Annotated in this window: 21 protein-coding genes and 2 pseudogenes; 17 read left to right on the forward strand and 6 right to left on the reverse strand. The window is 38.3% G+C overall.

Annotation, left to right across the window (positions count from 1 at the left end):
* Positions 1–317 precede the first annotated feature (317 nt).
* Together L3081_RS20750 and sbcB are read right to left on the reverse strand one after the other, a co-directional pair.
* Positions 318–1,781: pseudogene (locus tag L3081_RS20750) on the reverse strand (SLC13 family permease).
* A gap of 205 nt (positions 1,782–1,986) precedes the next feature.
* Positions 1,987–3,432 carry an exodeoxyribonuclease I gene (gene sbcB, locus L3081_RS20755; protein WP_242288253.1) on the reverse strand — a complete coding sequence of 482 codons (1,446 nt, stop codon included), beginning with the start codon at positions 3,430–3,432 and terminating at the stop codon, positions 1,987–1,989.
* Between the two features lie 520 nt (positions 3,433–3,952).
* Here sbcB and L3081_RS20760 point away from each other — a divergent pair.
* From L3081_RS20760 to L3081_RS20825, 16 genes are all read left to right on the forward strand, one after another.
* Positions 3,953–4,675, forward strand: coding sequence for a FadR/GntR family transcriptional regulator (locus tag L3081_RS20760; RefSeq protein WP_242288254.1), 723 nt, complete (start codon positions 3,953–3,955; stop codon positions 4,673–4,675).
* Between the two features lie 298 nt (positions 4,676–4,973).
* Positions 4,974–5,645, forward strand: coding sequence for a 2-dehydro-3-deoxygalactonokinase (locus L3081_RS20765; protein ID WP_274620692.1), 672 nt, complete (start codon positions 4,974–4,976; stop codon positions 5,643–5,645).
* Positions 5,620–5,880: a 2-dehydro-3-deoxygalactonokinase gene (locus L3081_RS27385; RefSeq protein ID WP_274620693.1), complete on the forward strand. Its 261-nt coding sequence runs from the start codon at positions 5,620–5,622 to the stop codon at positions 5,878–5,880. The genes L3081_RS20765 and L3081_RS27385 overlap by 26 nt, the downstream gene beginning before the upstream one ends.
* Entirely contained in the window at positions 5,877–6,251 is a 375-nt protein-coding gene (locus L3081_RS20770) for a beta/alpha barrel domain-containing protein (RefSeq protein WP_242288255.1), read from the forward strand. Before L3081_RS27385 ends, L3081_RS20770 begins: the two co-directional genes overlap by 4 nt.
* Complete coding sequence (locus L3081_RS20775) at positions 6,238–6,546, forward strand: beta/alpha barrel domain-containing protein (RefSeq protein WP_242288256.1); 309 nt, start codon at positions 6,238–6,240, stop codon at positions 6,544–6,546. Before L3081_RS20770 ends, L3081_RS20775 begins: the two co-directional genes overlap by 14 nt.
* A 56-nt stretch (positions 6,547–6,602) precedes the next feature.
* Complete coding sequence (locus L3081_RS28640; protein ID WP_338027443.1) at positions 6,603–6,758, forward strand: hypothetical protein; 156 nt, start codon at positions 6,603–6,605, stop codon at positions 6,756–6,758.
* A gap of 35 nt (positions 6,759–6,793) precedes the next feature.
* The gene (locus L3081_RS20780) at positions 6,794–8,008 is read left to right on the forward strand and encodes a sodium:solute symporter family transporter (protein ID WP_338027444.1); all 1,215 of its coding nucleotides are present in this window, start codon (positions 6,794–6,796) and stop codon (positions 8,006–8,008) included.
* A 62-nt stretch (positions 8,009–8,070) separates the two neighbouring features.
* Positions 8,071–8,832, forward strand: a complete 762-nt coding sequence (locus L3081_RS20785) for an SDR family NAD(P)-dependent oxidoreductase (RefSeq protein ID WP_242288257.1) — start codon at positions 8,071–8,073, stop codon at positions 8,830–8,832.
* On the forward strand, positions 8,825–9,751 hold the full coding sequence (locus tag L3081_RS20790; protein ID WP_242288258.1) for an SMP-30/gluconolactonase/LRE family protein: 927 nt from the start codon (positions 8,825–8,827) through the stop codon (positions 9,749–9,751). Before L3081_RS20785 ends, L3081_RS20790 begins: the two co-directional genes overlap by 8 nt.
* A gap of 10 nt (positions 9,752–9,761) precedes the next feature.
* Positions 9,762–10,226, forward strand: coding sequence for a dihydroxy-acid dehydratase domain-containing protein (locus L3081_RS20795; RefSeq protein ID WP_242288259.1), 465 nt, complete (start codon positions 9,762–9,764; stop codon positions 10,224–10,226).
* Positions 10,223–10,741: a dihydroxy-acid dehydratase domain-containing protein gene (locus tag L3081_RS29430; protein WP_242288260.1), complete on the forward strand. Its 519-nt coding sequence runs from the start codon at positions 10,223–10,225 to the stop codon at positions 10,739–10,741. The genes L3081_RS20795 and L3081_RS29430 overlap by 4 nt, the downstream gene beginning before the upstream one ends.
* The gene (locus tag L3081_RS29435; protein WP_242288261.1) at positions 10,738–11,022 is read left to right on the forward strand and encodes an IlvD/Edd family dehydratase; all 285 of its coding nucleotides are present in this window, start codon (positions 10,738–10,740) and stop codon (positions 11,020–11,022) included. Before L3081_RS29430 ends, L3081_RS29435 begins: the two co-directional genes overlap by 4 nt.
* Positions 11,000–11,461, forward strand: coding sequence for a dihydroxy-acid dehydratase domain-containing protein (locus L3081_RS20810; protein ID WP_242288262.1), 462 nt, complete (start codon positions 11,000–11,002; stop codon positions 11,459–11,461). The genes L3081_RS29435 and L3081_RS20810 overlap by 23 nt, the downstream gene beginning before the upstream one ends.
* A complete protein-coding gene (locus L3081_RS20815) occupies positions 11,461–12,396 on the forward strand; it encodes a dihydrodipicolinate synthase family protein (protein ID WP_242288263.1) in 936 nt (311 codons plus the stop codon). Before L3081_RS20810 ends, L3081_RS20815 begins: the two co-directional genes overlap by 1 nt.
* A gap of 124 nt (positions 12,397–12,520) precedes the next feature.
* Positions 12,521–15,793, forward strand: a complete 3,273-nt coding sequence (locus L3081_RS20820; RefSeq protein ID WP_242288264.1) for a chondroitinase family polysaccharide lyase — start codon at positions 12,521–12,523, stop codon at positions 15,791–15,793.
* A gap of 95 nt (positions 15,794–15,888) precedes the next feature.
* On the forward strand, positions 15,889–17,109 hold the full coding sequence (locus tag L3081_RS20825) for a right-handed parallel beta-helix repeat-containing protein (RefSeq protein WP_242288265.1): 1,221 nt from the start codon (positions 15,889–15,891) through the stop codon (positions 17,107–17,109).
* Positions 17,110–17,242: 133 nt separating this feature from the next.
* On the opposite strand, the pseudogene L3081_RS20830 reads toward L3081_RS20825, so the two are convergent.
* Positions 17,243–18,369 (reverse strand): annotated as a pseudogene (locus L3081_RS20830) (zinc-binding dehydrogenase).
* A gap of 182 nt (positions 18,370–18,551) precedes the next feature.
* Positions 18,552–19,238, reverse strand: a complete 687-nt coding sequence (locus L3081_RS20835) for a glutathione S-transferase family protein (RefSeq protein WP_242288266.1) — start codon at positions 19,236–19,238, stop codon at positions 18,552–18,554.
* A 207-nt stretch (positions 19,239–19,445) separates the two neighbouring features.
* Between L3081_RS20835 and L3081_RS20840 the strand changes: the two genes are divergently transcribed.
* Complete coding sequence (locus L3081_RS20840) at positions 19,446–20,357, forward strand: LysR family transcriptional regulator (protein WP_242288267.1); 912 nt, start codon at positions 19,446–19,448, stop codon at positions 20,355–20,357.
* A gap of 145 nt (positions 20,358–20,502) precedes the next feature.
* Here L3081_RS20840 and L3081_RS20845 read toward each other — a convergent pair whose 3' ends face one another.
* Positions 20,503–22,158 (reverse strand): sulfatase family protein, encoded by a 1,656-nt coding sequence (locus L3081_RS20845; protein WP_242288268.1) that lies wholly within the window; start codon positions 22,156–22,158, stop codon positions 20,503–20,505.
* A gap of 39 nt (positions 22,159–22,197) precedes the next feature.
* Positions 22,198–22,629 carry a hypothetical protein gene (locus L3081_RS20850; protein WP_242288269.1) on the reverse strand — a complete coding sequence of 144 codons (432 nt, stop codon included), beginning with the start codon at positions 22,627–22,629 and terminating at the stop codon, positions 22,198–22,200.
* Between the last annotated feature and the right edge of the window lie 180 nt (positions 22,630–22,809).

Here is a 22,809-nt window from a genome sequence, read left to right on the forward strand (position 1 = left end):
ACAGAGACGCTGCGCTACACAGAGAAAAAATAAGAATAAATCTGATCTTTGTCTTTGTTTTTTTGTCTTCTCGGTGAGGCCGAAGGCCCTCGGTGTCCTCTGTGGTCAAATTTGTTTTTAAAGAGAAAAGAATATTCACCACCGAGGGCACAGAGACGCTTCGCTACACAGAGAAAAAATAAGAAAAAATTAGAAAAACATGAAGTTTGTTTTATGTCTTCTCGGTGAGGACGCAGTCCTTCGGTGCCCTCTGTGGTCAAATTTGTTTTTAAGGATAAAAGATTATTCACCACCGAGGGCACAGAGATTATTTACGTTTATAAATTAAACACCAACGGCACTGACGTTACCATCAATAAAACAATCATGCCTATCGCCGCAATATTTAACCAAAAACCCGCCCTAGCCATATCAGCAATACGCAACTCGCCCGAACTAAACACAATCGCATTTGGTGGCGTAGCAACTGGCATCATAAAAGCACAACTCGCTGCTAATGCCGCCGGAATTACCAACATCAAAGGACCATCAGTTAACGTGACAGCAATAGGACCTAACAAAGGTAAAAAGCTTGCCGCTGTAGCCGTATTACTCGTCACCTCAGTTAAAAACAAAATCGTAACAGTAACCACTAAAACCGCACCAATAACCGGAATATTTGATGTTGCTTCTAGCTGCGTCGCAATATAACCAAGCAAGTCCAGATTTTTTAATCAAACCGGCTAAAGCTAAACCACCACCAAAAAGTAATAAAACACCCCAAGGTAACTTTTTAGTATCTTCCCAAGTTAAAATACGAATATCTTTTTCTCTATCAACCGGTACAACAAACAACAACAAGCCAACAAACATAGCAATACCAGTATCAGAGATAGCAAGCCCAGTAAACTTGGCAATTAAAGGTCTAAATATCCAACTTATCGCCGCAAAAGCAAAGAAAAACAACACAAGCTTTTCGCCTTTAGTCATTGCGCCCAATTCCCGTAGTTTATCCTCAAACATAGTATGGGTATCAACGCGATCTCCCTCATTCACCTTAAAGCAAACCCGCGTAAGAATAAACCAACACAATACTAATAATACCGCCGTTAATGGCACACCAATGATCATCCATTGAGCAAAACCAATTTCAATATTGTAACTATCAGCTAAATATGCCGCCATAAGCGCATTAGGAGGCGTACCAATTAACGTTGCTAAACCACCAATACTTGCAGAAAAAGCAATGGCCAGTAACATCGCTTTTGAAAAATTCTCATGGTCTTGTTCATTTCGTTTATCACCATTTTGCTTAACCATATCAATAATAGATAACGCGATAGGCAACATCATTACAGCCGTTGCCGTATTTGACATCCACATAGATAGAAAAGCCGTAACCAAGACATTAGCCCACCAATTTGCCGGCTTGGTTTTGTACTCACCATAGACATTGCTTTCAAAGCAATACGTCTATGTAAATTCCATCGTTCCATTGCAATTGAAATAAAGAAGCCACCAAGAAATAAAAATATTAATGGATGAGCATACGACGGTGAAGTAGCCTTGATAGGCGCTATACCCACGACTGGTGCAATGATTAAGGGCAAAAATGCCGTCACAGCAACTGGGGTCGCCTCAGATATCCACCAAATAGCCATCCATAGTGCCAAGCCTAGAGTATGCCATGCTTCAACAGGCATACCGTCAAAAAGCGGAGGCGTAAATAACGTGAACAGCATGAATGCAGGGCCGAGTAATAGCATTCGCACGGGGGTCGGTTTGTGTTGAATATTAGACATTAAGGTCTCCCACTACGTAGTGTTTATAATAATTGTTTATAATAATTTTAAATATGCAGTGCAAAGATATTGCCAGTTTTTTATCTAATTGTTAATTAAGGATATTAAAAAATGGTTGAATGGAATTACTCACAAAAAGTACCTAAATCCACCCAATAATTCACTCGAATGTGTGGAAAACCGCCGCCAATTGAAAAGCAATAAACTAGCCTTGCAGAAACTCATACAAAGCTTTTAATACCGACATTTTAGCTTTATCTGTTTCATGTTCATGTGCCAAATTTTCAACCGTCATCATAAACTCATCGATAGACAAAATACCTTTACCGCCATATTGCAATTTACTATGACAATACTGTTGCCATTTTTGTTGCTCATCAGTCGATAGCGTGTGTGGGTAATTTCTAGCACGATAACGAAATAACAGCACAGTTAAACGTTTATCTTGAAATTGAAAGGGGTGGTTAGCTAATTGTTCAGGTGTTAAACCGCGTAAAATATCCATTTGGGCTTTATCCCCATGGCTGAAAAAACTGCCGCCATATAAAGCTTGTTCAGCATCCACTTCTTCATTGTCGAAATCTGAGGTAGCGAATACATCGCTCAACTTATCTCTAAGCTCAGCATGTTGTTTTAACGTTGCAAGATTTGCTAAACAATAATCTCTAGGAATCGTTAAACGTTTAGCATTTTCAGGTAATAAAGTTTTTGCAGGTGCCACAACAGGGCATTTATTTAGATGAATTAATTTAACAGGAATAGGTTTCTCATCAGGCGCTAAATCATCATGTCGTGTATACAAACGGGTTTTTATCTCATCACTGGTCAGTGAAAGTAATGGTTCAATATCTTGCGCTAAATCGACACAAATTACCGCGTTTTTATTCACAGGATGATAACTAACAGGCGCAAACCAACTGGTACAGCCGTGCATAGACGAAACTTTAGACGTGGTATGCACCACGGGCGTCATATCAGCCACATTAATTAACTCAGCAACTTGTTTTTTATTTTTTAAATTAAAAATAAAATCATAAAGCTTTGGCTGTTTCTCTTTAATCAATTTAGCCATAGCAATAGTCGCATACACATCACTCATGGCATCATGGGCAGATTCATGGCTTATACCATTGGCTTTAGTTAATAGCTCAAGTCTAAAACTTACCACCTCTTCACCATCACGCTCAACCGTTGGCCAGTTAATTCCCTCAGGACGCAATGCATAACAAGCACGAACCATATCAACAATATCCCAACGACTATTACCATTTTGCCATTCACGCGCATAGGGATCATAAAAATTGCGATATAATAAATACCGCGTCACTTCATCATCAAAACGAATATTGTTATATCCCGCCACACAGGTATTTGGCACACTGAATAAATCATGAATACGTTTGGCAAATTCAACTTCAGTTAACCCTTCCTGTCGCGCTTTTTGTGGCGTGATGCCTGTAACCAAACAGGCTTCAGGATGAGGTAAATAATCCACAGGTGGCTGACAGTAAAACATTTGTGGCTCGCCAATAATGTTTAAATCAAGATCGGTACGAATACCGGCAAACTGTGAAGGTTTATCAAATTTAGGCACAATTCCCCAAGTTTCATAATCGTGCCACAAAATTGTAGGTTGGTTGATAGTGTCCATTAGTATTTTATACTCCATGTTGGCTTGTTGTTTTGTTCTTTTAAATCAGTATGTTTTTGATTTTTTATATCCATTACCATCCACTAATATTTTTTATGATCAACAATCAACCGTGAAGAGCACAGCTAAGCCAATAATTACATTCAATTATCGCTTTAGATGACGAGGTAAGCAACAAGGAATTTACATCAAGCCTTACACTGGTTTCAAAAGGGAAGTTAAGTGCAATATTGGTAAATTCACACGTAATCTATAGGCTTTTTGGTAATCTCCCTATTCATGTTACTATCGAAATTATGTAGTATTTTTCAGGGAAGGGGAAATTTGGTATTATGAGTCTTTTTTAAATAAAAAATAATGATAAGATATTGTATTAAATTATCATGAATGGTATGTAGTGGCAGTTATTCAAGAGCGTTAAGTCAGTAGTTGTTAACATATATTAGGAGGGAGATATATTGTACTTACCTTAACATCAAGGTAGGCTCCTGTTTCATACTTATCCTTTTGTATAAATTTTATGAAAAGCAAAACAGCGACTACAAATTTAATAGAGACACTGGCAAAAAAAATTCTCAGTACAGAATATAAAGAAAACACGTTATTACCTAGTGAAAATATATTAGCTAAAGATTTTTCGTTATCCCGCACAACTGTTCGTAGCGCTTTACAAGCATTATCCGCTAAAAGGTTAGTGACAATCATACCCAAAAAGGGGAGTCTGGTTAACAAAAGTGAAAGTTGGAGTTGGCTCGACCATGACATTCTTGATTGGTTGAGTAGCGTTGAAGTTAATCAAAACGATATATCACACCTTATGGCAGCCCGTCTTATTTTTGAACCAAACACTTCTGCATTAGCCGCACTCAATGCAACGGCCAAAGACCTGTACCAAATGGAAGAAGCATGTGAGAAAATGCAAAAGGGAGTTGATCAATATGATCACGCAATGTTCAAAGAAGGCGATATCAAATTTCATCATGCATTATTAGTTGCCTCACATAATCCATTTATTATTGCAATAGGTGATGTTTTGTCTAAAGGACTTGTACTGTCTTTCCGACATACAATGGACAATAATCTCCCTGAGAGTATACCTGCGATTGCTGAACATATAAAATTATTGGAAACTATTCGTTTACGTCAACCTGATGCAGCAAGAGAGCAGACTAGAGTTATCGTATTAAATGCTATTAGAAAAAACCAAAAAGTAGTACCTAATTATACAGCCCATATTGGTTAACTTACTATTGAGCAATAATTGATTTAAAGCATTATTAGAACAACCTCTCACCTAAATTTCAATGTTATCTCATATCAAGTATATATTAATTATTAACCGTACTTATTTGGAATTATTACAACATTATTAGACTTGCTCTGTCATACGATAATCCCCCAAAAAAAATAAAAAAGGAGTCTATTAGTTATATTTATTTGTACAAGCTGAACAGAACATCCTCTTTTACATATTGACTTTTTATTGTGATAAATATATCTTGTCATACAAGATGATATCTCAGGTGTTACAAGGTTAAGCAATGTCAGTTAATTGGATTTCAGTAGATTGGGGAACAACAAACTTTAGAGCTTATTTAATAGGATCTAGTGGTGAAGTTGTCGATCGGATTTATGCTAATAAAGGTTATATCAGTATTTCAGCTGAAGGTTTTGAACAAGTATTGGCTGATTTATTACAGCCCTGGTTTGTTAAGTACAGTCAACTGCCGATACTAATGGCCGGTATGGTGGGTTCTAAAAATGGTTGGAAAGAAGTGCCATATGTACATACTCCCTTAAATATTCAGGAATTATCTAAAAGCAACAGTATTTTTTCTTTATCGAGAGGGAATAAGGTATTAATTATCCCAGGTGTTTGTCACCAAGATACTAGTGACCGTGAAGATGTAATGCGTGGAGAAGAAGTTCAAGTTTTTGGTTTAGCTAATGAACTTAAATTAAATGAATTTTATGCTATTTTTCCCGGCACTCATAGTAAGCATGTTAGGCGGCAACATAATGAGTTGACGAATGTTCAAACTTATATGACAGGTGAACTTTATGCACTGTTAAGCGAACATTCTATATTAGGAAGAAACTTACCGATCCAAAGTAAAGATGTCGATTTAGACACTTTTTCCAGTGGTGTAACCCGGTCTTTCTATGTCATTAAGTCACGCTTTGTTTATGGCAAGAACGCAAGCGTTATTTAACAAAATTCCACAAGAATTAGTATTATCCTACCTATCAGGAATATTAATCGGTAGTGAATTAGCCGACTTAAAATATACCAAGCCTATTTATATTGTTGCAGAAAACAAGTTATCTGAGCGCTATGTTAAGGCGTTAAAAATACTAAAACATACTGTTATTTCAGTAAATTCTGAACAATGTTTTTTAGCAGGTATGGAAATAATTTTTCAAACCCATTACAAGGCACTTTTATGATCTCCGAACAATCTGATTCCGAATCAAATTATCAATTTGAATTTAAAACACTACCTCTTATCGCTATTTTGCGCGGAGTTACGCCTGACAAAGTTATTTCTATCGCACAGATACTATTTGATGAGGGATATCGCTTTATAGAAGTTCCTCTAAACAGCCCTGATGCATTAGTGAGTATTGGTAAGTTAGTTGATGCTTTTGGAGATAAAGCATATGTGGGTCTTGGCACAGTAACAAATATGGAACAACTTGATGCTGTTCTTCAAACAGGCGCTCGACTCATTGTTACACCCAATACTAATCCGACGATCATTAACAAAGCAGTAAATCTTTGGTTGTGTGGTTATGCCTGGTGCTATGACTGCCACTGAAGCTTTTACAGCTGTTGATGCAGGCGCAGAGATTGTTAAATTATTTCCTGGTGAAATGCTGACGCCATCCGTTGTGAAAGCATTACGTGCGGTATTGCCTCCTCACATTATGTGTATTCCTGTAGGTGGAATTGCGGCTGATGCTGAGCAAATGAAAAAGTACCAAAGCGCAGGGGCTAATGGTTTTGGCCTTGGTTCAGGTCTTTATCAACCAGGAATGTCTGACGAGCAACTAACCTTAACGGCTAAAAGTTATATTACTGCTTGGCAGAGTGCTTGTGATCAAATGGCATGAAAATACTACTTCAATTATTAACACAATTAAGTTTAATTGAGTAAAAGGAAAATTAAATGGACATCGTACAATTAAGCGTATTTTTTTCGTTAACATTTGCCGTTGCTTTTATTACTTATCAAAAGTGTAAAGGTTTTGAACGTGGCAATTCGAGTAAAGAATATTTTTTAGCGAATGGCAGTTTAAGCGGGTATATATTGGTGGTTCAATAGTATTAACGAATATTAGTGCAGAGCAAATCGTTGGAATGAATGGGCCTCAAATGTTACTTGTTGCTTGGTGGGAACTAGCCGCAGCTTTTGGGCTTATCATTCTTGCTCATGTATTTATCCCTATTTACTACAAAACGGATTGTTTAACGACAAGTGAGTTGTTAGAGAAAAAAACAAAAAGTAAAAGTGTTAGAGCTATTGTTTCTGTTCTGTTTTTACTTGGTTATGTATTTATTCTATTACCTACTATTTTATATACGGGCTCTTTATTCATGAAGACCATGTTTGGCATTGAATTACCTATCATTGTACTGTCTATCCTATTTGCAATAGCAGGTGCCGCATACGCTATATTTGGTGGTTTAAGAGCCATCGCCATATCTGATACTTACAATGGTATTGGATTATTGGTTATGGGTACACTCGTTACCTTTTTAGGCTTATATGCTATTGATTTTGACTTAAGTGGCTTGCCTACTGAGCGTATGACACTGATTGGAGATCAAGACTCATATATCCCTTTTGACACTGTTTTTACTGGTTTACCTTTAATTTGTATTTTCTATTTTTGTACTAACATGGTTATTACCCAACGCGCGTTAGCTGCTAAAAATGTTAGAGAAGCACAAAAAGGCGTATATATGGCAATCGGGGCTAAAATTTTTATGCCTGTGATTGTGGTACTCCCAGGACTTATTTCATATAAATTATACGGTGATTTAGGCGATTCAGCTTACGGAACGTTAGTCGGAAATATTCTTCCTTCTTGGCTGTCGGGCGCTTTTGCTGCCGTAATGGCCGGAGCCGTATTATCTTCTTTCAATAGTTGTATTAATTCAGCTGCCGCACTTTATGTGTGTGATATTCATCAAAACTATATTAATAAAGAGGTTAATGTACCCAAAGTAGGGATGATTACGTCTTTAATCTTAGCTATTTCGGGGATCATTATGGTACCCATATTCCAAAATGCAGACAGTGTGATTAATACACTTCAGCAACTTAATGGCTTATATAGCATGCCTGTTTTAGGTGTATTTATTTTAGCGATGACCATGAAAAACATTAATCCTACCGCAATAAAGTTTGCTTTGCTGATGGGCTCTGTTGTTTACGCTGTTTTTACTTTTATATGGACACCGCTGCATTATATTCACTTGATGGCGATAAGCTTTTTGACGACGGTAATTATCGGCGTTGTTCTTGATCGGTTGCTTATGACTAATGAGTCGTTGATCACTGCTAACTAGACGATAAAAATGGTTCATCATGCATATGCTAAAAATAACGATAGAACGAGGATGTAAATATAATGAGTACTAAACAAAAAGTCGCTTTGATCACAGGTACTAGTCAAGGCATAGGCTTGGCTATAGCTGAAGCATTTTTAGAGCAAGGCTATCTAGTTGTTGGTTGTGGTCAACGACCTTTAAGTGCAATTGATAGTTCGTCATTTGAAAAAAATTATCCTAATCAATATTTTTATCGTCAATGCAATATGTGTAACCTTGAAGAAATAGAGCAGCTAGTTAATTACACGCAAGAAGCGTTTGGGCGGTTAGATGCTGTTGTTTCTAATGCAGGTAAAAATGTGTTTTCTGGTGTCGATTGTTCATTAGAAGATTGGAATAAGAATTTCGATCTTAATCTTCGTTCTCATTGGTGTTTAGCCAAAGCTTCTCGTCATGCATTAACCGTTAGCAAGGGCGTTTTTTTGGTGATGACATCCAATCATGCTTTTAATAGCTTACCTGGTTGTGCGCCTTACAGTATTAGTAAACATGCGTTAGTGGGGTTAGTGCAAAGCATGACCTTGGATTGGGGCAGAGATTTTAGAACCGTTGGCATTGCACCTGGTTTTATTGACACAGAAGGTAATCAAGATTGGTTTGATAGCCATGATGATCCTGAAGCTATTCGAAATAAAACCATTGCTCAACATCCCGTTGGCTATATTGGTAAGCCGCAAGATGTTGCAGAACTTTGTTTATTTTTAGCCGATAAAGCTTCTTTTATTGCGGGTACTACTATTGTGATTGATGGTGGCCGAAGCACAGTGATGGCTGATGAATAACCACAATGCCATTAAACAATTCGATACGCATTGCGCTTTAGGGGAATCCCCTTTATGGCATAAATCAACATCGACACTTTTTTGGTTAGATATAGAAAAACAACAGTTATTTAGTTATCAGTCTGGGCAAGCGGTTCAGCAAATAACACTTAACGCCAAGGTTAGTTTTATTGCTGAAACTAACGATCCTGAATTATTAATAGGCTTAGCAGATTTCGGTATTGTGCTTATTAATATTAACAGCCATAAAATTGATTGTGTGCAAAATTTTCCTGACTATGAGGGAAGTTCCAATCGTGCTAATGACGGTGGTATTTCACCTAAAGGGCAGTTGTTTTTTGGCACTATGGATAATGAGGCGAAAAATAATAACGGTTCACTTTACGCTTTTGATGGCACGTTACAGTGCCTTGAAAGTAATGTTTTGGTACCTAATCTTTTTGCTTTTATTGATGATAATAACTTCTTTTTTGCTGATTCATTAAATAATCAAATTGAGCATTGCACACTTGACCAGAGCACTATCGAAAATGGTTTTTTGGACAACGCCTTATTAGAAAAACTATCAATAGAAAACGACGCTATTAATAATAAAAAATTAACTCGAAAACATTGGGTATCAACTCCCGAAGGTGTTTTCCCTGACGGCGGTTGCCTAGATAAACAAGGCGGACTTTGGTCGGCACAATGGGGCGCGAGCCAAGTGGTTCGATACTCGCTTCAAGACAAAGCGATAACCGATATTATTCACCTACCAGAGCTTCAAGTAACGAGTTGCTGTTTTATTGGTGAGAATCTTGATCAGTTATTTATAACCACAGCTGCAGAAGGACTTCAGTCATCTCAGTTTGGTCATTGCTATATTTGTGAGCTACCGTTTAACGGCCACCCATACATCATTTTGATACATCATTTCTAAGGAAAAACACATGAGTAATTGTAATTCTTGCGGTGGCGGTTGCGGCGCTCAATCTCACCATAACGACATTTTAAAAGGCGATAGCGGAGCATTAAAACGCGCTTTATATAAATCGATGGGACACACAGATTCACAATTACGTAAGCCTGTTATTGCGGTGGTAAACAGTTACACCAATGCAACAGCCGGCCATGTTAATTTAAATGATGTAACGGCTAACGTTATCAAAGGTATTGAAGCCGCCGGTGGCGTTGCTATGTCTTTTGGTACTATCGCACCATGTGACGGTATTGCTGCGGGTCATTTAGGTATGCGCTTTGTTTTAGCTGCCCGTGAAGTGATCACGGCTTCTATAGAAGTTATGACACGTGCCCACAATTTTGATGCGATTGTTTTAGTCGGCTCGTGTGACAAAATTGTACCTGCTATGTTAATGGCTGCTGCCCGTTTAGACATTCCAAAGCAATCATGGTGAATGGTGGCCCAATGTATCCTGCTGAATATAAAGGAAAACATTGGGATGGTAATATTGTTTCAGAAGCTATTGGTTGGAAAAAACGTGGCTTAATTGACGAAGAAGAATTTCGACAAATTGAAGACATTGCTGAACCAGGCCCAGGCTCTTGTACCATGTACGGCACCGCTAACACTATGTGTTGTTTGGCTGAAACCCTAGGCATGATGCTACCTGAAAGTGCAACGGTACCGGCTATTTCTAAAGACCGTATGGCGATTGCTTATGCAACAGGTAAGAAGATTGTTGATTTAACCCATAGAGGCATCACAGCACGTCAAATAATAAACAGCGATTCTATTTACAACGCTATTTGTTTATTAGTTGCTACCGGTGGTTCAACCAACGCAATTTTACATTTACAAGCCCTACATTATGAAGCGGGTTTAGGTAAGTTATCGTTACAAACGTTTGATGAAATAAGCCGTAAAATCCCCACCATTGCTTCTATTTACCCACGTCAGAGTACGACATGATCGATTTCCACGAAGTCGGCGGCATAGCAGCAGTTGAACGTGAATTAAGACCGTTACTTAGACTAAATGCCTTAACGGTTTCAGGGACTAAAGAAGAAACATTAAGCACGGTTGCTGACTCATCAAGACGTGAAGTTATTCGTCCATTATCTGATGTATTTAATGCGGAAGGTGGTGTAGCAATACTACGTGGTAACTTAGCTGAATTGGGCGCGGTAATTAAACCGGCTGCAGTACCTGAGCACATGTTTAAATTTAGTGGTCCAACCGGTTACTTTTGATTCAGAAGATGAAGCTGTTGAAGCGATTATGGAAGGTAATATTGCTAAAGGTAGCGTGTTAGTTCTTCGTTATGAAGGGCCAAAAGGCGGACCGGGTATGCCTGAAATGTATGAGCCAATGAAATACTTAGAAGGTATGGGCTTATCTGATCATTGTGCATTAATAACTGATGGACGTTTTTCTGGTTCAAATAGGGGCTTATTTGTTGGTCATTTATCACCAGAAGCAGCGGATTGCGGCATGATCGCTCTGATTGAAGCGGGTGATGAAATTAGTATTGATATAGAGACACGTGAATTAACCTTACATGTTGAAGATGCCGTACTAGAAGAACGTAGAAAATTATGGAAACCACTAAGAAAAGAAGTACCTAGAGGGTTTTTAGATGTTTATCGTGACCGTGCAGCATCAGCAGCAGAAGGGGCGGTATTTGCCTAATGAACACTAACGTACAGACCAATGTCAAAAAACCACAAGATATTTTTGGTATAAACCCTATTGCGGCAATGCCTTTTACTGCACAAGGTAATGTCGATTTAAATAGCTTTAAAACGATGCTTGAACACCTGATCACCACAGGTTGTCATGGTGTTACGTTATTCGGTATCGCTAGTGAGTTTTATAAACTCAACGATGCTGAAAAAGCGCAATTAACTGACATTTTTATCAGCACATTAGCGGATAAAAATATGTATCGATGCATCTCTGTTACTGAACATTCAACAGAGCTTGCGGTTAAACAAGCAAAAAGTTATCAAGAATCAGGTGCCGATTGCTTAATGCTTTTACCGCCGTTTTTCTTGAAACCTGATAATGCACAAGTAAAAGCACATATATGTGCTGTATTGCAGGCAGTTGATGTTCCAGTATTAGTGCAATATGCGCCGACTGAAACAGGCGTGCCTATTCCTGCAGAGCAGTTAGCGGAAATATCTAAAGAATTTCCCAATGCGGTATTTAAAATTGAGTGCAACCCGCCTGTTGAATATATACAAGCGTTGCTAACATTATTACCTGATGCGGTAATACTCAATGGATATGCAGGTTTATACATGACAGATGTGCTTTCTGTGGGTGGTAAAGGGGTTATGCCTGGTTGTTCATTTACTGAAGTATATATGAGTATTTATAAGCTTTGGATAGGTGGAGATCATGAGGCTGCAAACAGTTTACATCAGCGTCTTTTAGAATATATTCGTCCTTGGATGGAAAGCTGTGAATATATTATTCAAGTTGAGAAAACCATATTGCACAAACGCGGCATTATTACTGACGATTATTGTCGTAAGCCGAACTTTGCTTTATCTCAAGCTGATGAATCGATAATTAACGAGTTTTTAAAAGATTTTGATAATATTTTAAAAGGTGCATAGCGTAAACCTCGGTGGTTATTGGTGTTTTAAATTACATAGGTAAACTTCAGCTTTAAACTATCTTATCTTATATCCGATGTGAGATAGTTTAAGCGCTGTAGCTGAAAGTCAAAAGGTAAAGTAGATGAAACGTATTTTCAATAGATTGGTTTGGTTTATATTAGCGGTTGGTATAACGGCTACAGCAGCAGCTAAAACTGAATCTGAAGACATCGTAGAATATCCTATTAAGGTTATGGAAAGCTTTGAAGAAGGTATTCCTAATTATTGGTCGGCCACCGGTGAAGATCTCCGCCTTGATAGTAAGCGAATGAAGCATGGTAAATATTCCTTAAAGTGGGACTGGAAAGGCAATGACGCCATAACAGTTAATACGCCTATCGGTTATAGAAAACCTAAAGATCTCTCTCAAGTGCCGTCTACTGGCCGATTTAAATATTTAAAAGCCGGCCACAGCACTTACGATGCTAAAAAAGTACTGGAAACCCCAAGGGGCTTTTTCATGTGGATATACAATGAAAAAGCAACCACCCAAAGGCTAAGTGTAGAATTTGGTCGCGGTAGCACTGGCCGTGCTAATAACGTTGACGTAGAGTTTGATCTTCATTTAAATTTTACCGGGCGCACCGTCGCTATCAATTATGACCGAGGCGACATGCAAGGTGTTCCTCATCCAGATATGGATACGTTAACGATTAGGGCACCTTCAACAGGAAAGGGCACTTTTTACCTAGATACTATTGGTTTATCTGTACCAATGAACCCTAAAACAGTTGGTCCAAACCCTCAATTACCTAACCTTGACCCTCATGAAAGATTAGTTTCAAACTACGATCATAAAATGATGATGTTTCACGGCTACAAACCTTCGTTTCAATTAAAAGAGCTCACTAAAAGCCGTTTGGTGCAAGTTAACGCGTTAACTCAAAAAACAGAAGAATTCATATTTCCTCATTACGAAAGAAAAGCATTAGCTAAAAAGTCTATTTCATCAATCACCAAAAAATTTAATGCATTTGAAATCAAACGAGAAGGTGATCAAATTTTCGGTAAACCTTTGGTGAAAACGAGCCTTTTACCTGAATTTTTTGTTGAAACAGGTTTAGGTAAAAAGCTTAATGAAAGCGTAATGGAATGGCGGGACTTTAACAATTTACTGCTCGCTATTGCTAAACATCATACTGCTTCTGTATCTCAAAAAGATAAAGCCAAGCTAGAACAGATGTTTATTGATTTATTCGATTACGGCATTGACCAAGGTTTTGCTGAAGGAGCAGGACTTGGTCGGGTGCATCATTATGCTTATGAAATTAGAGAGATAGGCCCTGCGTTTTTATTAATGCGTGATGTGCTTGCAAGGCACAACCGTTTAGATCAAGCAATTGCTACCATGAAATGGTTTTATGGTTTTGGGCAAGTTTACCGTGAAGATGTGGTTTACGGCGTTGAAGGCAGAAAGGCCGCAGATGCAGATGATACCCAAGGTTTTTTACTGCCTCGTTTATATATGGCCTTAGCGATGGAGAATTCTCCTGAAAAAATTCGTGACTTAGAACATTACTCATCGTATTTTTCAAATATCACAACAGCTTATGCACCGGCACTTGATGAAGTATTTAAGCCTGACGGCCTTACTTTCCATCATGGCGGACATTCGCAAGGCTATGGTGGTAGAGCTGTTAAAGCTGCCGCTGCCGTATTGTATTTATTAAATGACACGCCTTTTGAAGCCAAAGAAGCAGCTTTTTGGCGAATGAGAAAAATCACCAATACGCTCTTTGATACCTTGTTTACTAAGGACTATGTTGGCGGAAAGGCCTTTACTAATACGCGATTTACTAATTATAAACTCGCACCAAGTATGTTTGATTTACCTGCGTTAATTGCCCTAAGTGCGCCAACATTTGATACTGAAATGGCAGGCTTATATCAAAACCTTTATAACAATAAAAAAAGCACTAATTCGTTTGATAAATATTGGTTAAATAAGCTTAAACAAGCAGGAGATATTGGTGATTATAACTATGCACGTAGTCGCGTTTTACCTTACAGTGCCTTAGCTACGCTTAGAGATAATGACAACTGGATGGCGACTGTGCGTGGTCACAGTAAATATGTTTACCCTTATGAAAGTTGGGGTTGGTTTGCCTATCCAACGTTTATTGGCTATGGCTATTTAGATGTTTCTTATCCCGATCATTTAGACAGTACACAAGCGGATAATAAATCAACATGGCACGCGGGTTACGATTGGCACCGTTGGCCGGGAGTTACCTCTGTTAATGTACCATACGATCAAATTCAAACTCAGCCGGGGCAAGTTAAAGACGAAGGCGGAGAATACCCGTTTTCAGACCAAGCCTTTGTTGGTGGCGCTGAATCTACTCAGGGCAATGCCGTATTTACCTTTCCTTTTAAAGGTCATGACATGTTTGGCTTACAGGGTTTTACGGGGATTAAATCTTACTTTTTATTTGAAGACTTTATTGTTGCCATAGGCTCAGATATTACAAGTGATATTGCGCAACATGCAGTAGAAACCACTATTTTGCAAAATCCCTTTCTTAAAGGTAATAGTAAAGGAAAAAACAAAGGTAAATTGACTTCTAATCTACTAGACGAAAAAACATTTCCTTATACAAAAGCAATTTCAAACAGTGAGCCTTTATGGCTAGTCGACAGTCGTAATACTGGATATTACATTCCACAAATACCTAATGGCACTCAGCTTGTTATGCAACGTGCAGAGCAAGCCAATCCTGATTACAAAAACATTGAAACTGTAAAGGGTAACTTTACTACTTTGTTATTTGATCATGGCGTAAAACCTAGCAAGGCTAACTATGAATACGTGGTTATGCCGAGTAGTACTGACGCTGAAATGAAAGGTTTTGCAAAGGCTATGCAAGATAAAAACAATGAGCTTCCTTACCGTGTATTACAGCAAGACAAGAACGCTCATATTGTTGAATCACCTAAAAGCTCAATCACGGCTTATGCGGTTTTTAACGAGCAAGCTAAATTACCTAATACCGTGGTGGCGAGTGTAAATAGACCATCGACTTTTATTGTAAAAGAAACACCGAAAGGTATGCAGTTAACGGTTGCTGATCCTGATTTAAATATTTATGACGGCCAAGACGATTTAATGCCTGATGGCAGTCGCGCCGAGTTATCTATTTATAATCGCGAATGGTTTTTCTGGCCAAGCCGAACCACTCAAGTTCGTCTTACACTTACTGGTGAATGGAAAATTGGAGAACAGCTCAAAGAAATTACAACGGTTAGTCAAAAGAAAGCAAAAATTATCAAAGCAAACTCGGCTGAAACAATTATCGAATTTGAGTGTAAAGATGGTTTAAGTGCTGAAGTTTTATTGTCTAAGGTTGCCCATTAAATAAATTAACATTTCACCCACCAACGATAATCTATATGTCCGTGATGAATATCTTCTTCTCATTACGGGCATGAAAATAGACGGGAACACACCATATGAATATGATCAAATTACTTCTTTTAGTCCTTTCATTAGCACTAACACCTTACTTATTTTTTAGTGGAAATGCACACAGTGAAAACGTAGTTAAACAGCATTTAGATAAACATCCATTAGCAAACACACAATTAGGCGATCCAGGTTGGGTGTTTGATGCCGCTAAAGCGGATCCTCGTTACCCTGATATGGTTGAGTGGGCAAAAGCGGGCGTGAGAGGAGGTATTCCTTTTCGAGATGCTTCCACTATTGTAAAAACAATTAGCCCAGGTACCGACAACATTCAAGGGGCTATTGATCAAGTAAAAAACGGTGGCGTGATTATTTTAAAATCGGGTACTTATACCCTTAATAGCCCTGTGTATTTTAAATCTAATATTATTCTTAGGGGTGAAACTGGTAACCCTAACGATGTGGTTATCAATATTAACTTTCGTCAAACATGGGAAGGTTGGGCGTCAAAGCGTTATGGTTTAGTGATGCATGACGTTAAAAATGCCTTTGGAATAGAAGATGTCACCTTGTTCTACCTCGTACCAAATTTAGAACCCAAAGATAATACGGGTTATAGCGATAAGTGGGTTCAAGGGGTTATGAATAATGATGTTGATCGAGACGACTTATACGTAGGTTTAATTAAAATGTCGGGCACTACATCTGATTCCTGGGTTGATAATTGTAGATTGTTGGAGTCAGGCACTGATCCAATACTCACTGAAAAAACCACAACGCATTTAACCTTTCGTGACAATTTTGTGGATCGAGCTTACAACAAAGGTGGTCGTGGTAATGCCTATTTTGATATGCGAGGCCAATATATTTTAGTAACGGGTAATACTATTAAGCGTATACGTCATCTTGCGATTGAAATGGGCGCAAAATACGTGGTGGTAACTAACAACTATATTGAAGTTGATGTTAATTTTCATCAAGGCGATTTAGGCCATAACCTGGTTGAGAACAATACCATTAGAGTGCCTGAATGGCATAGAGCAGATGCTAATCATAACAATTGGAAAGTTTTTGCAACGGGTAACTCGCGCCAACATCAACCGGCGAGCAGTGAAAATATGCTCTATAAAAACATAACAGATTTAAGAGGCGAGGGCGCTAAATATTCTGATCCAAATGTTGTGTATGCTGTATTAAAATATAGCATTGGCGCTTACTCTGAAAAGCCGCCAATTCACGGAACATTTTATGCTATTAAAAAAGAGTAAGTAGAATAGTTAGCTCAAGTTAATTTCTCCAGAACCTGAAAATAAAAAAAGCAGATACCGAATGAGTATCTGCTTTATCTATTTTAAAATTAAGCCGTTAATGAACTACTGTTATTTCATATGTCTTAGAAAATTAAGCTTGAGGTTTAATTAAGTACTTCTCACCGGTCGCTTGTTTAGAATACCCTGCCATTGATTGTAATTGTAATACCTCGGCTAATGACACTTCATGAGTGTAGTGACTAGCAAAGGTTGTAGTAATTTCATCTGCAACACGTTGACGCATTGCCATAACCGTTTTAGTGCCTAATTTTCCTAGCGCATTGAATAATAAGAATCCACTAACAGCCCAAGCAAAACCAAAATTACGATTTAAGGTGATAGGTCCGCGATCTAATGCGCCATAAATGTAAACCTGTTTGAAAGTATCAGAGCCATAAACACTGTGCTCTTTCATATCACGTGCTGCAGCAACTTCCATACAATTAAGAATGTCACTGGTTAATTGACCGCCACCGATAGGATCAAAGGCAATCGTTGCACCTGTTTCAATAATCGCTGCTGTTAAATCAGCAAGGAAAGATTCACTACTTGAGTTAACCACATATTTTGCGCCCATATCACGTAACAAGGTTTCTTGTTCAGGTTTGCGTACTATGTTAATTAAATCGATGCCATCAGCAATACAAATACGGTTTAACATTTGACCAAGGTTTGATGCGGCGGCTGCATGAATAATCGCTTTATGACCTTCAGCACGCATTGTTTCAACCATTGCTAGGGCTGTAAGTGGGTTAACAAAAGAAGAGGCGCCTTCTTTAGCTGTCGTACCTTCTTTTAAAACTAAACAGCTCTGCACATTTGCACTTAAATATTGACGATAGGTTCCACCGCCAATCACCGCAACGGTTTTACCCATTAATGCTTGCGCAGTGGTGACGAACCTGTTGCAACAACGGTTCCGACCCCTTCGTTACCAACAGAAATTGCTTTACCCACACGTGTTTTAACTGCGGGCATAAACTTCACTGGAACCTCAGCCGTAATCACGGGGTTTTGTTCGGTGCCTGATTGCTTCGCCGTTGTCATATCTGCAGCGCTAAAAAGCACCGCTAAGTCAGACGGGTTTAATGGCGCAGCTTCAATGCGAACTACAACTTCATTGACACCAGGTTGTGGCATTTCGATGTTTTGTAGGGCAAGTGTTAGTTTATTGTCTTCGCTGATCGTTGAGGTGAGTTGTATATTTGTATTTGTCATAATTTTTGCTCCTGCAAATAATTTAATTTTTTGAACCAATAACGTTATTATATTGGCTATAATCTGTTCATAACTTAATTTAAGCTAAATTAAAGTGAATTAACGTAAACATTGTATTGATCGAATTTATCGCTAAAACTTTTACCTTATAGGGCTTTTACTCATTAGGTGTTGGTTAGATGTTAATTAGGCTTGGTAGCATTCGCTGCTTCAATCAACGCTGTCACCTTTTGCATAAACTCGGGCATATTTGCTTTGCGATCTGCCTCCACAGTTTGGGCAATAGTAGATTGACTCAAGGTATCGTTCCACGCCTTCATTCCGGGTATCTCTGCAAGTACATCCCACTCAAGTTGGCTCGAGCCAAAAGCACTAACAATAGTATTTACGTAATACACATAAATATCAGCCATAGTAAATTGTTCCCCTGCAACCCAAGGTGAAAACTGACATAAGCGATTTAAGGCGGTAACACCACGGGTTAATACTTGGCGAGCTTCAGCTTTAATTGATTCGGGAACTTCAGTCCCTGAAAAAACATAAGGTATAAATCGTCTACTTGGCAGTTCAAAATAAAGTTCTGCTACTTTCATTATTTGACGAACTACTGCACGTTCTCCTGCATTTTCAGGATATAGCGGAGTGGTAGGATAAGTCTCTTCGATAAAGTCGCAAATAACACTCGACTCTGAAAGGTAAAGACCTTCAGCCGTTTTAATAACAGGTACTTTGCCTACGGGGCTGATCGCCAGTAACTCATCACTACCACTATAAAGAAGGTTTTCTTGAAAGGGCAGCTCTTTATATAAAAGTACATGCTTTACTAGGTTGTAATAGTTGCTAGCGGCAAATCCGTATAAAGTAATCATAAATCAGTTTCCCATCATAAACGTGAAGGTTGTTTTTTCTTGCAATGTTTAAGCTAACGCTATTATTACTTGTTTTAATAGTGTTATATATAAGGAAAAATGCGAATCACTATTGCTTTTATGACAATAATAAGGTGAAAATAAATAAAAATACTCAGTTATTAATTCACGAGTACATTTTTATTAACTATTTAATGGAGAAGTTAGTTGGATCAACTAAGGGCAATACGATATTTCAGTAAAGTAGTCGAAACTAGCAGCTTTACTAAAGCGGCTAGTGCTTTTAATGTGCCACCATCCTCGTTATCAAGACGTGTTGCTGATTTAGAAAAAAGTTTAGGCGCAACGTTATTAAAGCGTTCGACCCGCATTGTTAAACTGACAGAAGTGGGACAAATTTATTATGATGATGTACAGAAAATACTGAATCAACTAGAACAAAGTAATGAAACGGTCCGCAGTTATCAAACAACACCCATGGGGCGTTTACGCATCAGTTCAATGGTAGGATTTGGTGACAAAATATTACTGCCTTTGTTAGATGAATTCAGCGCCCAATATCCAGAAATTGTATTAGACGTTAGCTTAAGTGATGAATTGTCTACACTCGGACGTGATGATGTCGACATTGCTATTCGCGGCGGTTATGCGCCTAATGAACGTGTGTTAGCAATAAGACTCATGGATAATGGCTTTATTCCAGTCGCCTCACCAAGTTATTTAGAAAAACACGGTGTGCCTAACAATGCGATGGAGCTAAAGCAACATAATGGTCTTTATTTTAAAGCGCCAACAGGACCAACACCTTGGTTATGCCATATGAACGGGCAATGGCATGATGTATCAGGGCCTGCTGTTGCTATTTCAAATAACGGACCCTGGCTAGCAAAAAAAGCTTGTAACGGTGAAGGTATATTAATGTCTACTCGATGGGCGTTAGCTTCCTATCTAGAGTCAGGCAGGTTACAAGAACTTAAATTTGAGCATGAATTAGCGATAACTCAACATGCTAATATGGCTGTTTATTTGCTGTACCAGAAACAGCGCTATTTAGTACCGAAAGTAAAAGCCGCGGTAGACTTTTTAGTTGAAAAAATCAAAGTAACCAAAGAAGTTTAGGGAAGCGCTACAGCATTAAGCGGTAACGCATGAATAGGTAATATACTTAGCGTGTTTATTTTATGTTCTACCTATCGTTGACTCTATTTGTAACTAGCGCTACAACATAAAGCTGCAATGCTAGTTCACTCTAATTAAAACTAAGTTAGCTGTTTGGGTAACTAATCAACTGTGGATGCTTGTGTTGCTCAGCCCAACCGTCTTGCGCTTCGGTTAGCCAGTAACCCAACTGTTCTTTAAGAAATGTGTAGTCTTGATCTGGAATGTCGTTTGGCAATAAGTTTTTCAATTGGTAAGGATCTTCAATGTTGTCGTACAGTTCTGTTTCACCTGTTTTGATCACTACATAACTGTAGCGGTCAGTACGTACACCTTTTCGGCTCATATTCATGTATAAGGCAGAGGCAGGCTTTTGATTATACTGCCCTGTTTTAACACCTGTTGAATAATCGGTCCCTGCTACCGTTTTTGGAATTTGATCAGCTAAGCCCATTAAAGCGAGTAGGGTAGGCATAATGTCTACTGTGCTTAACATTAAGTCATCAGTTCTGTGTGCAATACTCGGTGCTTTTAGGATGAATGGCACACGAAAACTTTCTTCATAAATATAGTTTTTTGCCATTAAACTTTGGCTGCCCATCATTTCACCATGGTCAGTTGTATATACTATAATGGTATTTTCAGCTTCTCCGGCAGCTTCTAATGCTTGTAATACTTTGGCTACTTGTTGATCGACCGCGGTAACATGGGATAGATAAATAGGCACGGCTGTTTCAGCTTGTGGTGTGTTGGCAATCGCTCTAGAATCACCATTCCATGGTAGAACACTACTTGATTTATTTGCTTTAACATTATCTCGAATTAATAACTCATCTGCAGGTAAACCTTTATAGTACTGCTCATAAACTGAGACTTTAGTATCCTCAATACTTGAATAAGGATTATGAGGAGGATTTGGCGCCCAAACTATACTGAATGGTTTGTTAGGATCACGTTCACCATTCTCGTTTTTTAAGTATTTAACAATAACATCGGCTTCAACATCTACAGAAAATTGATGAGGACTATGAAAGTCACCATCTTTATGACCACCTACCAGTTCAGGCTCAGAAGAGTAAGTTTTATTATCGTTATGCACATCGCCAATAGACTGGAACCAATATTCGTTGCCACGTCGGCCAATACCTGGGGGAATATAATTATCAAATGGGTTGGGGACAAAACCTCCGGGCGCTTGTTCACTGCCGACATAATTTCCGTCTTTATCAAACACTTTATTAATACGTTGCCAATGTACTTTACCAACATAAGCGGTGTCGTAACCCGCTTCATTTAGTACATCAGTAAAGGTGGTAATATCTTCGCGTAAACCTTGGCTGCGATTTACTTTGGTATTCAAATCTTCAACACCATTTTGGCTTGGCCACATGCCTGACATCAACATCGCCCGATGTGGACTACAAACAGGATGATTACTCACCACTTGGGTAAATACCACGCTCTCTTTAGCTAATTGATCAATTGCCGGCGTATAAACCGGATCGCCTTTAGTGCGTAATACTTTGTCATAACCCGATTGCTGCCATAATCCCATGGAATAGAGACGTAACTGGTCTGGGAAAATATAAAGTAGGTTAGGCTTTTTCTTCACTTGTGTACTGGCTTGTACATCGGCTGTTTTTTCTTGTTTCATCTCTGCTTCTTTTGAGCAACCTGTTATAACTAAGGGACTTAAAGATAATGCAAGGGTGAGCCGGTACATGCTCCAGTTACGTTTATTTCGACTTGTGATGCTAATCATTCTGGTTTCCTATCTTAAATTTTATAACAAATCATTGTTTTAGTTAAGGCTTACTTGCGTACTTGATTGCTTAACCGTTTGATCTTTTAATTCGCTTACACGGAAATTTTTAAATAAAGAACTGCGGGTATACATCAAACGAAGACCAATAGGGCCTTCTTCAATGCTTGGGAGGCTTGAGCCATCAAAATAGAATGTTTTGCTTTGTTCGGGATTAACCACATGAAAATAAACATCAGTCCCTTTTTTTATGTAAGTAATATGATGTAAAACTCCGGGGTTAAAAAAATCGGTTTTGGCAAATCTTGGTCCAAAACCGGTACGAGGGAAGCTATTTTTATCTTGTGGCATATAGTGGCGTGATTTTAAATAATCAGCAGACTCATCATTATTATCAACCTCAAATGCAGTGGCACAAAATAACAAACTGGCTAACAGAAAAATGAAGCTGATCGTTATATTTTCTTTCATTGTGACCTCATGGTTAAGTCATTAGGTTACTGTTTAGGTAGTACTTTAATCTTATTAATTGAGTTGACACTCGTATGTTATCATATAAGATTACTTGTTTTATGCTAAAATATAAATACTTGTTAGTCATTTAATTAAAGGGATGTGTAAATTTTAGTCATTGCCAAATTGAAAGGTATT

The sequence above is a fragment of the Colwellia maritima genome, from assembly GCF_022669015.1.
Taxonomy (GTDB): domain Bacteria; phylum Pseudomonadota; class Gammaproteobacteria; order Enterobacterales; family Alteromonadaceae; genus Colwellia; species Colwellia maritima.